Genomic DNA, 13,327 nt, shown 5'->3' with positions numbered 1-13,327 from the left:
TAAACATCTTAAATTGCGTATCCCGTTAATCGGGACCTTCAGAAATGTGAATATGTTACAAAGCCGAAGATTTTGAGATTAGTACATGCAATTGCACATACAATTCATTGCAACGTTATTACAGTAAAGCGGATTTAAAATAGATAATGAAACCTTTTTCGTAGGTTTTAATTGAAGCGCATCGCCCTCAGGCAAAGTAGAATGTAATGTTTTCATCTTCTTAATTTATATTTCCAAACAACACCATGTTGAGTGGTCAGGAATTGGCACCTTCTCCGTAAGGGAGGGTTGCCAGTGGGTTATAGAGCCTGTCTCTCGCCACTTCTTTATAAATCAATAACCATGTTGGTAATTGACTTTTACTTGGTTTCTCCAAATAATGTTTCAAATATAGAATGAAATTTTTACTAATGCAAAATTAAATTCTGATTATTTTTTAAAATATTGATTTTAAGTAAATTACTGCAATTTTTTTATTGTATTTTTTTAATTTGGCATTATACTGACTTAAATAATTATTTAGCAAACTAAAGTATAGTAACTTTGTAGTTTAAATTAAATCTTTCTCCTGTGGATAATCAATTCTTAGATCGTATCATTTTTCGTCAAAAACAGCAACAAGTGGTGCCATCAAACCAAACTATTGCTAATTGGGCTCATAATTTGCTTAATTTGATTTTTCCAGAACGAGGAGCATCAACAAATTATACGCAAGAAATACTGAAAGGTGTATTTTTTGAGCTAAAAGAAGAATTACAACTTATTTTAAAATCTACAAAAGATTGCAAATCAGATAGTCATAAAGCTATTGCCGATGGTTTTTTTGAGCAAATTCCCGAAATTTATTGTAAACTAAATACTGATTTATCTTCATTATCAAATGGCGATCCAGCGGCTCAAAGTGAGTTTGAAATCATTAGGTGTTATCCTGGTTTTTTTGCTACCGCGATGTATCGCTTTGCGCATGAATTATATTTGCTCGAAGTACCTTACATACCTCGTATCATAACCGAATATGCACATACCGTTACTGGAATAGACATTCATCCGGCAGCAGAAATTGGCGAATATTTATACATAGATCATGGAACGGGTTTGGTAATTGGAGAAACTACGGTAATTGGCAATTATGTAAAATTATATCAAGGTGTAACTTTAGGCGCTTTAAGTGTTGATAAATCAAAGTCGAACACTAAAAGGCATCCAACTATTGGTAATCATGTAGTAATTTATTCTGGTGCAACAATTTTAGGTGGAGAAACTTTTATAGGCAACAATTGTATTATTGGAGGAAATGTTTGGATAACCAGTAGCGTTCCAGAAAATTCTATAGTTTATCATCAAGCAGAAATTAAAATTAAATCATCATGAAAACGATTATAGATTGTATTGGAAACACTCCGCTTGCTGAAATTAGGTATTTAAATACCAATCCTAATGTTAAAATTTATGCCAAGTTAGAAGGAAATAATCCGGGTGGAAGTGTAAAAGACCGGGCAGCTTTAAATATGATTCGCAGTGCAATGGAGCGTGGCGAAGTCGATAAAAACACCAAATTGGTTGAAGCTACCAGCGGAAATACAGGCATAGCTTTAGCTATGATTGCCTCTATTTACGGAATAGAGATTGAATTGGTTATGCCATCTAGCTCTACCAGAGAAAGAACTTTAACCATGGAAGCATTTGGCGCTAAAGTTACTTTGCTCGATTCGATTGAAGTTTGTAGAGATTATGCCGAAGAAAAGGGCAATCAAACTGGTTATTATTTGTTAAACCAATTTGCCAATGCCGATAATTATTTAGCGCATTATAAAACTACTGGTCCAGAAATTTGGGATGATACCAATGGTGAAATTACTCATTTTGTAAGCAGTATGGGTACAACAGGCAGTATTATGGGTAATTCAAGATATTTGAAAGAGAAAAATTCAGGTATTCAAATTGTAGGTTGCCAACCGACAGAAGAATCCTCTATTCCGGGTATTCGCCGTTGGCCAATTGAATATTTACCTAAAATTTATGAGCCAGAGCGTGTAGACCGAATTATGGACGTTTCACAGCAAGATGCAACTATGGCTGCAAGAGCTATGGCGAAAAAAGAAGGTATTTTTGCCGGCATGAGTAGTGGAGGCGCATTACATTGCGCTTTACAGTTAGCCGAAGAATTAGAAAGTGGTTTAATTGTATTTATTGCTTGTGATAGGGGAGATCGGTATTTGAGTAGTACTTTGTTTGGGTAATTTTAATAGTGCTTCGTCATTGCCAGCTTGACTGGCAATCGTAATGCTAAAAATAGGATAATAGGAATTATTAAAATCAACACTGTTATTTAAATAAATTTACAGTTTAGAGTTAGTTTGTCGAAAATCAAGTAATTTTTATAGCTATTAATATAGCATTACGATGCCCAATCGAGTTGGGCATGACGAAATCGACTACCCCAAAGCCTGCTCCAAATCTGCAATCAAATCGTCAATGTGCTCTAGACCAACAGAAATTCTCACTAAATTTTGAGGAGTTTTAGTATCTGGTCCTTCAACAGATGCACGATGTTCAATTAAACTTTCTACACCCCCTAAACTTGTAGCTTGCGCAAATATTTTCACACTATTAACCACTTTCCGGGCGTTATCTCCATCTCCTTTAACTAAAATAGACATCATTCCACCAAAATCTTTCATTTGTTTTTTAGCAATTTCATGCTGCTTGTGTGAGGTTAAGCCAGGATAATAAACTGCTTCAACTTTTGGATGATTATCTAAATATTCTGCCAATTTCATTGCATTTTCACAATGTCCTTTAATGCGGTAGGCTAATGTTTTAATGCTACGTAGCAATAAAAAACAATCGAATGGAGATGGAACGGCACCGCCCGTTTGTTGCACATTTAAAATTCTTTCCCAAAACTCATCTTTTTTGGCTGTGGTTAAAGATCCTCCCAAAACATCGCTATGCCCACCGATATATTTCGTGGTAGAGTGCATTACAATATCCGCTCCTAATAAAATTGGATTTTGTAAAATTGGCGAAGCAAATGTACTATCAACCACAAATATCAAATTATTGCTTTTTGCAATTTTGCCCAAAGCTTCAATATCAGTTATTTTTAATAATGGATTAGATGGTGTTTCAGCCCAAATCATCGCCGTATTGGGATTAATAAAAGCTGCGACTTTATCCAACTCTGTTAAATCCACAAAGTCGAAAGTTAAAACATCATTAAAAATAGTGAGTAATTGTTTTTTCAAACCCCAATACATATCATCAGGAGCAATGATATGACTTCCAGCTTTTAAAGCTTGAAAAACAGTCATGCCAGCAGTATTACCTGATGAGAACGCACAGGTAGCTTCTCCAAATTCTAATTTTGAAATTACTTCCTCTAAAGCTTCACGATTAGGATTGCTTACTCTGCTATACATGTGTCCGCCAGGATAACCGCCAGTTTCATCTCTTAAAAACGTTGTTGATAAACTTATAGGCATCGTTACATCGCCCGTAGCACTTTTAACAATATTTTGTGAATGGATAGCAATTGTTTCTGTTTTCATTTTTAAGTTTTAAGGGGATTAGCACAAAGCTAAAATTTAAATCTGGTCAATTATTTTGTTTTGGCAAGATTTATGTAATCAGCTTATCAAAAAACAAGTATATGAAAAGAATATTTTTAATAGCAGCGTTAATTTGTAGTTCTATAATAGTGTTACAAAGCTGTTCTCCGAAAACAACAACTGGTGCTGTAGCAGCAAAAAGAGGTGATGTGTCTGGTAATTGGGTAGTAAACGACATTACTTTTGATGGTATTCCTGAAATTGCAGTGAAGTCATTTTTAGGCGAAGCATCTTATAAATGTTTTGTTGGTAGTACATGGAATCTAACTAATAGCGGAAATGGTAGCTATAGTTTACCATCTAGTACAACATGTGCAGCTAAAACACAAACTATTTTCTGGTCTGTTAGTCCTGCTGATGGAACATTCCAATACAAGCAAATATTTGAAGGAGAAAAAGCTAAAGAAGTTACTTCTGGTTACCGTTTGGCTTTAGCATCTGCTGATGGAAACAATATGGTCATCAAATCGCCAATTGAATACGGCAACAGAACTGCATATATTGTAATGAATTTTACAAAAGCAGCAAAATAAGACATCAAAATAAATTTTAGAAAGTCTTTCGAATAATCGGAAGGCTTTTTTTTATTGCTAAATTAGCCATTTTTACAACAAAATGATTTAGAATTAGGGCAATATTGTACTTTTGTATGAACAATAAATTTACACCGTGCAAGATTTAGCTATTCTTCTTAACCATCAAAATATTTCATCTGAATTAAAAGCAATTGCTCAAAAAGTAGCGGATGGAAAACGTATCACTTTTGATGATGGCGTTTACTTATATAAAAATGCAGAGTTAAGTTATTTAGGAGTTTTAGCCAATTACATTAGAGAAAAAAAGCATGGTGATAAAACTTTTTTTAATCGTAATTTTCATTTAGAGCCTACTAATTTATGTGTTTACGATTGTAAATTCTGTTCATACTCTCGTTTAATTAAGCAAAAAGAAGAAGGTTGGGCATTAACTTTAGATGAAATGCTCGATGTGGTTAAAAAGTATGATAATGAACCTGTTACCGAAGTTCACATTGTAGGTGGTGTATTGCCGCAATACGATGTTGAATTTTATTCAGCTTTGTTTACAGCCATCAAAAAACACCGACCAGAGTTGCATGTAAAGGCATTAACGCCAGTAGAATATCATTATATCTTTAAAAAAGCGAAAATTGATTACGCTACGGGTATGAAATTGATGAAAGACGCAGGTTTAGAATCTATTCCCGGTGGTGGAGCAGAGATTTTTCATCCAGAAATTAGAGAACAAATTGCAAAAGATAAATGTACAGGTGAACAATGGTTAGCTATACATGAAGAATGGCATAAACTCGGGATGCGCTCAAATGCAACAATGCTTTATGGTCATATCGAAAGTTTCGAACACCGTGTAGATCACATGGAGCAATTGCGTCAACTACAAGGTAAAACAGGTGGTTTTCAGACCTTTATTCCATTGAAATTTAGAAATCAGCACAACCAAATGAGTAATGTGCCTGAGGTTTCGGTTATTGAAGATTTGAGAAATTATGCCATTGGTAGAATTTACTTAGATAATTTTGATCACATTAAAGCCTATTGGGCAATGATTAGTAGAGAAACTGCACAAATGTCGCTAAGTTTTGGGGTTGATGATATTGACGGTACTTTAGATGATACGACCAAAATTTACTCCATGGCTGGTGCTGAAGAGCAAAATCCGGCAATGAGTACGCAAGAATTAGTGGCTCTGATTAAACAAGTAGGCAGAAAACCTATTGAAAGAGATACTTTATACAATGTAGTAACTGACTATACTGATGTAGTTTTTGAAAACGAAGTAAAACCATCTTACTATAAATTACCGGTAATAAATTAATTTAGAATGATGAAATTTTTCATTCAAAATTCACTCATTCTATCATTCAAAATTTAAAAAATTGAAAGAAATATACATTATCCGCCACGGCGAAACAGAATTAAACAGGTTAGGGATTGTACAAGGCAGAGGTGTAGATAGCGATTTAAATGATACAGGCAGAACGCAAGCCGAAGCATTTTATCATCATTATAAAAACATCAAGTTTGATAAAATTTATACTTCCGATTTAAAAAGAACGCATCAAACCGTGCAACATTTTTTAGATTTGGGTTTGCCATGGCAAAAATTAGGCGGCTTAGATGAGTTGGCTTGGGGATTGTGGGAAGGGCAGCCGAATACGGAAGAAGCTAGAATTGCTTTTAGAGAAGTAACCGAAAAATGGATTGGTGGAAATTACGAGGCCAAATTTGAAGGAGGCGAAAGTCCGAATGAGGTAAAGGTAAGATTGCAGGAAGCTATGGATGTAATTACGAGCAACACCAACGAACAATGTGTTTTAGTTTGTATGCATGGCAGAGCAATGCGTTTATTGTTGTGTTTATTGATGGAAAAAGAGCTAAGTGAAATGGGCGAATTCCCTCATCAAAATACAACTCTATACAGAATGGGTTATGAAAATGGTAAATTTTCTGTTCTAGATTTTAACAATACGATCCATTTAAAAGATTAAAGTTATACTGCTTATTTCTTAGGTTTTCTAAGGTTTCTTAGGTGGTTAAAAAGAATAAATCAAAAAGTGAATAAAATAAAAATATCAGCAGTTTCTTACACCAATACCAAACCATTTATTTATGGAATTGAGCACAGCGAAATCATCAACCAGATTGATTTAAGCTTAGATATTCCTTCAGATTGTGCTGCCAAACTAATTGATTATAAAGTTGATATAGGTTTAATTCCCGTAGCTGCTATTCCATTTGTGCCTAATGCAAATATTATCGGTTCGTATTGTATCGGTTCTGTGGGAGCCGTTAATTCGGTGTTTATTTTTTCCGATGTAGAAGTGGGTAAAATCAAAACGATTAAGTTTGATTCGCAGTCGAGAACATCAAATAACTTGGCCAAAGTTTTACTGAAATTTCATTTTAAACAAGATGTTGAATTTGTTACTAATGATTCCAAAACAGATGCCATAGTTTTAATAGGCGACCGAACTTTTGGCAAAAAAGATGATTTTGCTTTTGCGTATGATTTGGGCGAGGAATGGATGAAATTTACTGGTTTGCCTTTTGTTTACGCAGCTTGGGTTGCTAATAAAGAAATTTCAGCTTTATTTATTGAAGAATTTGACACTGCTTTAAAATTAGGATTAGCGCATAGAGATGAAGTGCTAAAAGAGCTTCCTTCAATTGATAATTTTGACCTCAAAGATTATTTGTTCAATAAATTAGATTTTGAGCTAACTGAAGAGAAGAGAAAAGCGCTTGATTTGTTTCTAGATTATATCAAAAAGCTGTAAAAAGAAACGGGGATTAAATCATACCGATTTTATCCCCGTCATCTAAATTAACGCTCTCGTATATATAAACATCCAAAAATTAAAATTGTTGTGTTGGATGTTAATTTTTTTTATTTTTTTTCAACTTTTACTTTTTTCGCCTTTGTTGGAGCAACTTCTTCTGTCTCAACTGTTTTTTTTGCGGCAGCTTTTTTCTTTGGCTCTTTCACTTCTTCCACTTTTTCTTTAGCTACTTTCTTTTTCGCTACAGTTTTTTTCTGATCTGCAACTTCCTCGTTTTCAACATTTTTTTCAACTTTTTTCTTTGGAGCAGCTTTTGCTTTTACCACAGGAACTTCTTCAACTATTGCCTCTTCAATTACTATAGCTTTTTTCTTTGGAGCAGCTTTAGGCTTTACTGGTGGAGTTGCCTCAACTTCCATTACTTCAGCTTTCGCTGGATTAGCAGCTACGTAAGTCTCTAAAAGTTGTTTCAAATAAAGATCTGGTTTAGGCATATTAATTACTGTACCAGGTTCTTTATCTTGATTTTGTTTATTAAATGCCGACTTAATTTTGCCCCAATCTTTAGAATATAGCTTAATAAACATTTCTACAAACTGTTCATGCGTATATTTATTAGGCAGCCTACCTAACACTACTTGTATTTTTTCTTCTTTATGATGTAAAATTGCCATTCTATTTTTTATGAGTGGCAAATATAGGTATATTAAAAAAATATTTTGAGCCGAATAATTTGATTAATCGGCTCATTTTTTGATTATATTTGAGCCGATTATTTAAATTATTCGGCTCATGAAGTATAATTGGGAACTGCCAGACTGGCCAAATTTTAGTTTCAATCAGGATACTATACAAAGTAGCTTTTACAAATTCGCTGAAGAATTAGGGTTGGTAAATGGTATGCTAAAAGCGACAGATCAAAATTCTCATAATGAGATTTTAGTGCAAACAATATTAATGGAGGCACTAAAAACATCTGAAATTGAAAATGAGTATTTAAGTAGGCAAGATGTAATGTCTTCCATTAAAAATAATTTAGATCTTAACGATAAATTAGAACATGTAAGTGATAAAAAAGCGGCAGGTATTGCCAAATTAATGACTGATGTTAGATATAGTTATAAAGAAAATTTAACAAAAGAAAAATTATTTGAATGGCATTCTTATTTGGTTTTTAAACAAAGGAGGATAATAATTGGTGATTGGAGACAAGGAGATGAGCCGATGCAAGTAATATCTGGAACTGTAGGAAAAGAAAATATTCATTTTGAAGCTCCTCCATCTTCAAAAGTTCCAACTGAAATGGTGAAATTTATTACCTGGTTTAATGATACAGCTCCAAATGGAAAAATGGAAATATCAAATGCTATAATTAGAGCTGCAATTGCTCACTTATATTTTGAAAGTATCCATCCTTTTGAAGACGGGAATGGCAGGATTGGAAGAGCTATCGCCCAAAAAGCATTATCTCAAACGTTAAAACGCCCAATTATTTTAAGTCTATCTAAAGTTATTGAAGAAGATAGAAAAGCTTATTATAGCGCTTTGCAAAAAGGTTCAATAAGTAATGAAATTACAAATTGGTTAGTCTACTTTGCAGAGATAACTGTAAAAGCACAAGAGCAAATTAGGGAGTTAATAGATTTTACGATCCAAAAAGTTAAATTTTTTGATGCATATAAAAATGAATTAAATTCGAGACAAGTTAAAGCGATTAATAAGATGTTTAATGCTGGAGTAAGTGGTTTTGAAGGAGGAATGACTGCCAAAAAATACATGAGTATTACTGGTGCTTCAAAAGCAACAGCAACTAGAGATTTACAGTCCTTAAATGAATTAGGAATATTTCCTTTTTTGGGTGATGGAAGGAATGTTAATTATCAAATAATGGAAGATTTATATTCTTTAGTAATTGTACCATCACTAGAAGGAATTGAATATGTAACTAAACTTAAAGATGAGTTATTTAATGAGATAAACTGGTATAATAGTAGAAATTCAAAAGCACATCTTACAATTGTAGAATTTACTGCGAAGGAGGATGATCTTAATGAAATTATTGAAAATATTAAGGAGATTGCTAGTCATGAAAAACCATTACATCTGAAGTTTGATGGGGTAGGCAATTATTCAAACGGTGCTGTATTTTTAAAACCTCATGGAGAAACTAAAATAACATTAACAGCTCTGATGATTAGAATTCAGAAAGAACTTACACTTAAAAAATCTTATAATAGTAAAGATCCTCATATTTCAATTGGGAGAAAACTAAGCTCAGAAAATGTTGAAAAAGCATTGAAAATTTTTAAGGATGTAAATTTGGATTTTGACTGCGAAAATCTTGTGTTAAGAAAATTCAATTTTGAAAAAAAGCAATATGATATCTTTTCAGCAGATTTTAAATTTTTAGGTAAGCCACCCAAACAAGAAGCTCAGCAAAGTTTATTTTAACAATAAATCATATTAACTATTCATATTAAATACTTTTGCCTCTCCACAAGCTAATAATTTATCAACAAAAACTTCATGGCTTAGGCTCAAGATGCTATCTTTACAACTTAGTAATTTTTTAAGATTTTGGCTAAAGCAAAAGAAACCGTAACCCCATTAATGCAGCAATACAATACCATTAAGGCGAAATATCCTGGTGCATTATTGTTATTTAGAGTAGGCGATTTTTACGAAACTTTTGGAGAAGACGCTATTAAAACCGCCAATATTTTAGGGATCGTTTTAACCAAAAGAGGAACTGGACCAAATGGCGCTTTAGAATTGGCAGGTTTTCCGCACCATTCATTAGAAAATTATTTGTCTAAACTAGTTAGAGCTGGACAAAGAGTTGCAATTTGCGACCAATTAGAAGATCCAAAGACAACAAAAACAATCGTAAAACGTGGTGTAACGGAATTGGTAACTCCTGGTGTTGCATATAACGACAATATTTTAAGTCAGAAATCTAACAATTATTTAGCTGCAGTATTTTTTGATAAACAAACTTTAGGTGTTGCATTTTGCGATATTTCTACTGGCGAATTTTTGGTTGCACAAGGTAATTCAGAATATATAGACAAGCTTTTACAAGGTTTTAGACCAACAGAAGTTGTTTTTCAGAAAAGTAAAAGGCAAGAATTTTTAAATCTTTTTGGTGATAAATTTTACACCTACACGCTTGATGATTGGGCTTTTACAAATGACTATGCGAATGAAATATTAACGAAACATTTTGAAGTAAACTCTTTAAAAGGTTTTGGGGTTGATAAATTACAATCGGGTATTGTAGCTGCTGGAGTTGTGCTTTATTATTTAGGTGAAACCGAACATCGCAATTTGCAGCATATTTCTTCAATTTCGAGATTGGAAGAAGACCGTTACATGTGGTTAGATCGGTTTACCATCAGAAATTTAGAGTTGGTAAGTACTGCAAATGATAATGGTGTAACACTTTTTGATGTGCTTGACCAAACTAGCACGCCGATGGGAGCTAGGATGTTGCACAAGTGGATCATTATGCCGCTAAAAGAACTTAAACCTATACAGGAGCGCCTTGGGATGGTGGAGTATTTGGTTAACCATGATGATTTATTGCAAGAATTTTTAAGTCACATTAAACCAATTGGCGATTTAGAAAGATTAATTTCTAAAGTTGGTTTGCAAAAGGCTGGTCCGAGAGAATTGGTGCAATTGAAAAGAGCACTTTCTCATATTGATGAAGTTAAAAATCTTGCCGAAAAAACTGGAAATCAGTTTCTTTCTGTGTTAGCTTCTCAATTAAATCCGTGTTTAAGCATTAAAGAAAAATTAGAACGTGAACTAAATCAAGATCCTCCAGCTTTGCTGATTAAAGGAAATGTAATTGCCGATGGTATTGATGATGAGTTAGACCGATTGCGAAAAATCGCCTTTGGCGGAAAAGAATATTTGGTTGAAATACAGAAAAGAGAAGCTGCTGTAACTGGCATACCATCTTTAAAAATATCATTTAACAATGTTTTTGGCTATTATTTAGAAGTAACACATACTCATAAAGATAAAGTACCTGAAAGTTGGATACGTAAGCAAACTTTGGTTAATGCAGAGCGATACATTACGCCTGAACTAAAAGAATACGAAGAACAAATTTTAGGGGCTGAAGAAAAAATACAGGCGATTGAAATACGTTTATATGGCGAGTTGATGTATCAAGTTGCGCAATATATTAAGCCCATTCAGTTAAATGCTTACCTTATTGCTAAATTAGATGTGTTGCTTTGTTTTGCTCAGTTGGCTGTTAAAAATCATTACGTAAAACCAACGCTAAACAATACAAAAGATTTAGACATTAAAGGCGGACGCCACCCAGTAATAGAGAAACAGCTGCCTATTGGACAAGAATACATTACCAATGATGTTTTTTTAGATAACGATAATCAACAAATTATTATCATCACTGGTCCAAACATGTCGGGTAAATCGGCCATTTTAAGGCAAACTGCATTAATTGTTTTAATGGCCCAAATGGGATGTTTTGTGCCTGCAAAAGATGTTAGTTTTGGTTTGGTTGATAAGATTTTTACCAGAGTTGGAGCCTCAGATAATTTATCGAGTGGCGAAAGTACATTTATGGTAGAGATGAACGAAACGGCCAGTATTTTAAATAACATTTCGGATAGGAGTTTGATTTTGCTGGATGAAATTGGCCGCGGAACAAGTACTTACGATGGTATTTCTATTGCTTGGGCAATTGCTGAATTTTTACATGAACACCCAACAGCAAGGCCTAAAACACTTTTTGCAACGCATTACCATGAATTAAATGAGTTAGAAAATACCATGAGCCGCATTAAAAATTTTAATGTAACCATTAAAGAAATGAGCAACAAAGTGATTTTCTTGCGTAAGTTGGTTCCTGGTGGTAGCGAACACAGTTTTGGTATCCACGTGGCAAAAATGGCGGGTATGCCATCAAAATTAATTAATCGTGCTAACGAAATTTTAAAGCGTTTAGAAATTGATAGAACCGAAGGACAAAGTGTCAAAGACAGTATCAAAAAAGTTCAAAATCAGGCTTACCAGTTACAAATGTTCGCCATTGATGATCCAGTTTTGGTAAAAATTAGAGATACCCTCAATAATTTAGATGTAAATACGTTAACTCCTGTAGAAGCTTTGTTAAAATTAGACGAAATACAAAGGTTGATTAAGACCTAAAATCCCCAAACCCTCCCTAAAGTGAAGGGCTTTGCTAAGTTTAAAGTTAAAATGTATAGAATGATAAAATTAAAGACGGTAATTTTCTTTTCGATATTTTTATTTTTTACAATTGCTTTATCTTCTTGCGGATCTAAAAAATATACGGTTAAATCTGATAGTAAAGCTTCAAAAGCTGCAGATGCAATGGCGAATTTAAAAAGCAAAGACTTATATCGTTTCATAACCGATTGGACAGGGGTTAAATATCGTTTAGGAGGTTTAGATAAAAAAGGAATTGATTGCTCTGGATTTGCTTTGTTACTTCAAAAGGATATTTATGGACATGGCTTACCTCGAAGATCAAGAGATCAAGCTGATGCTGTAAAAAAAGTAAACCAAAGTAGTTTAAAAGAAGGAGACTTAATCTTTTTTGCTTTTGGTGGAGGTGTTGTTGATCATGTTGGCGTTTATTTAAATAATAACTTTTTTGTACATGCATCAACTACCAGAGGTGTTGTTGTTGATGATCTGAATTTGCCTGTTTACCAGAAAGCAATTGTTAAAACAGGAACTTTAAATTAAAATTATGCGAAAACTTATCTTCACCCTTTGTTTTGTTAGCTTATTTTCTAACCTTTTTGCGCAGCAGGTTTTAAAAGTTGGACAAACTTTACCAAATATAGCCTTGCTAAGTACTAAAGGAACTGTTTATGATTTTAATGCCCAAAAGAATGGTAAAGGTTTTATTGTGGTTTTTATGACGCCAACTTGTGATCATTGCATTATGTATGAGAATAGGGTGATGGCATTGGATAAAAAATATAAAACAAAAGGTTTTCCGGTTGTTGCTATTGGTCCGTATGGCGATAATCCAATCAAATATCCGCTAGATGCGATGCCAGAAATGAAAAAAGTAGCCATTAAAAAAGGCTTTACTTTTCCTTATTTAACAGATGATAATTTTAGATACACCACATTGTTAGGTATTAAGCAAACTCCAACTGCTGTTGTACTACAAAAGAATGCCAAGGGTTACTTAATTAAATACATCGGCAGAATTGATGATGAAATGGATACTAAAAAAGTTGCCAAAAACAAATTTGTAGAGCAAACGGTTAATAAAATGCTTTAACACTGTTAATGCATTAATTAAGATAATGTTACGTTTAAATAGTGTACCTAAACTATTTAATGAATATACTAAAGTTCCAAATAATTAATTTATTAA

General features: G+C 33.4%; 12 protein-coding genes and 1 riboswitch. Of the genes, 10 read left to right on the top strand and 2 right to left on the bottom strand.

Annotated elements, in window-relative coordinates; all coding sequences use genetic code 11:
• Window positions 1–222: 222 nt before the first annotated feature.
• Window positions 223–335: riboswitch (SAM riboswitch) on the bottom strand.
• A gap of 235 nt (window positions 336–570) precedes the next feature.
• Both epsC and cysM read left to right on the top strand, forming a co-directional pair.
• Window positions 571–1,371: a serine O-acetyltransferase EpsC gene (epsC, locus tag FA045_RS04420; protein WP_136874869.1), complete on the top strand. Its 801-nt coding sequence runs from the start codon at window positions 571–573 to the stop codon at window positions 1,369–1,371.
• Window positions 1,368–2,240: a cysteine synthase CysM gene (gene cysM, locus FA045_RS04415; RefSeq protein ID WP_136874867.1), complete on the top strand. Its 873-nt coding sequence runs from the start codon at window positions 1,368–1,370 to the stop codon at window positions 2,238–2,240. The genes epsC and cysM overlap by 4 nt, the downstream gene beginning before the upstream one ends.
• A 195-nt stretch (window positions 2,241–2,435) precedes the next feature.
• On the opposite strand, the gene FA045_RS04410 is transcribed toward cysM, so the two are convergent.
• Window positions 2,436–3,551 (bottom strand): trans-sulfuration enzyme family protein, encoded by a 1,116-nt coding sequence (locus FA045_RS04410; protein ID WP_136874865.1) that lies wholly within the window; start codon window positions 3,549–3,551, stop codon window positions 2,436–2,438.
• 101 nt (window positions 3,552–3,652) lie between these two features.
• Between FA045_RS04410 and FA045_RS04405 the strand changes: the two genes are divergently transcribed.
• The 4 genes from FA045_RS04405 (at window position 3,653) to FA045_RS04390 (ending at window position 6,927) form a co-directional block, all read left to right on the top strand.
• Window positions 3,653–4,144, top strand: coding sequence for a lipocalin family protein (locus FA045_RS04405; protein WP_136874863.1), 492 nt, complete (start codon window positions 3,653–3,655; stop codon window positions 4,142–4,144).
• Window positions 4,145–4,271: 127 nt separating this feature from the next.
• Window positions 4,272–5,465, top strand: coding sequence for an aminofutalosine synthase MqnE (gene mqnE, locus FA045_RS04400; RefSeq protein ID WP_136874861.1), 1,194 nt, complete (start codon window positions 4,272–4,274; stop codon window positions 5,463–5,465).
• Window positions 5,466–5,526: 61 nt separating this feature from the next.
• Window positions 5,527–6,138: a histidine phosphatase family protein gene (locus tag FA045_RS04395; protein WP_136874859.1), complete on the top strand. Its 612-nt coding sequence runs from the start codon at window positions 5,527–5,529 to the stop codon at window positions 6,136–6,138.
• Window positions 6,139–6,204: 66 nt separating this feature from the next.
• The gene (locus FA045_RS04390) at window positions 6,205–6,927 is read left to right on the top strand and encodes a menaquinone biosynthetic enzyme MqnA/MqnD family protein (RefSeq protein WP_136874857.1); all 723 of its coding nucleotides are present in this window, start codon (window positions 6,205–6,207) and stop codon (window positions 6,925–6,927) included.
• A gap of 110 nt (window positions 6,928–7,037) precedes the next feature.
• Here the strand turns inward: FA045_RS04390 and FA045_RS18940 are convergent, their stop codons facing one another.
• Window positions 7,038–7,604 (bottom strand): hypothetical protein, encoded by a 567-nt coding sequence (locus FA045_RS18940; protein WP_205943095.1) that lies wholly within the window; start codon window positions 7,602–7,604, stop codon window positions 7,038–7,040.
• 118 nt (window positions 7,605–7,722) lie between these two features.
• On the opposite strand from FA045_RS18940, the gene FA045_RS04380 reads away from it, so the two are divergent.
• The 4 genes from FA045_RS04380 to FA045_RS04365 all read left to right on the top strand — a co-directional run bounded on the left by FA045_RS04380 (window position 7,723) and on the right by FA045_RS04365 (window position 13,231).
• Window positions 7,723–9,381 (top strand): DUF4172 domain-containing protein, encoded by a 1,659-nt coding sequence (locus FA045_RS04380; RefSeq protein ID WP_136874855.1) that lies wholly within the window; start codon window positions 7,723–7,725, stop codon window positions 9,379–9,381.
• A 126-nt stretch (window positions 9,382–9,507) separates the two neighbouring features.
• Window positions 9,508–12,117 (top strand): DNA mismatch repair protein MutS, encoded by a 2,610-nt coding sequence (mutS, locus tag FA045_RS04375; protein WP_136874853.1) that lies wholly within the window; start codon window positions 9,508–9,510, stop codon window positions 12,115–12,117.
• Between the two features lie 60 nt (window positions 12,118–12,177).
• Window positions 12,178–12,681 carry an NlpC/P60 family protein gene (locus FA045_RS04370; protein ID WP_225871274.1) on the top strand — a complete coding sequence of 168 codons (504 nt, stop codon included), beginning with the start codon at window positions 12,178–12,180 and terminating at the stop codon, window positions 12,679–12,681.
• A gap of 4 nt (window positions 12,682–12,685) precedes the next feature.
• Window positions 12,686–13,231, top strand: a complete 546-nt coding sequence (locus tag FA045_RS04365; RefSeq protein WP_136874849.1) for a redoxin family protein — start codon at window positions 12,686–12,688, stop codon at window positions 13,229–13,231.
• The last annotated feature ends 96 nt before the right edge of the window (window positions 13,232–13,327 follow it).

The organism is Pedobacter cryotolerans, assembly GCF_005116475.1.
Taxonomy (GTDB): Bacteria; Bacteroidota; Bacteroidia; order Sphingobacteriales; family Sphingobacteriaceae; genus Pedobacter; species Pedobacter cryotolerans.
This window is presented reverse-complemented; position numbering and strand designations above follow the sequence as displayed.

Coding starts and splice junctions, on each gene's coding strand:
- FA045_RS04410 (WP_136874865.1), bottom strand. CDS start 3,551: ATGAAAACAGAAACAATTGCTATCCATTCACAAAATATTGTTAAAAGT.
- FA045_RS04365 (WP_136874849.1), top strand. CDS start 12,686: ATGCGAAAACTTATCTTCACCCTTTGTTTTGTTAGCTTATTTTCTAAC.
- FA045_RS04370 (WP_225871274.1), top strand. CDS start 12,178: ATGATAAAATTAAAGACGGTAATTTTCTTTTCGATATTTTTATTTTTT.
- FA045_RS04405 (WP_136874863.1), top strand. CDS start 3,653: ATGAAAAGAATATTTTTAATAGCAGCGTTAATTTGTAGTTCTATAATA.
- cysM (WP_136874867.1), top strand. CDS start 1,368: ATGAAAACGATTATAGATTGTATTGGAAACACTCCGCTTGCTGAAATT.
- FA045_RS04380 (WP_136874855.1), top strand. CDS start 7,723: ATGAAGTATAATTGGGAACTGCCAGACTGGCCAAATTTTAGTTTCAAT.
- FA045_RS18940 (WP_205943095.1), bottom strand. CDS start 7,604: ATGGCAATTTTACATCATAAAGAAGAAAAAATACAAGTAGTGTTAGGT.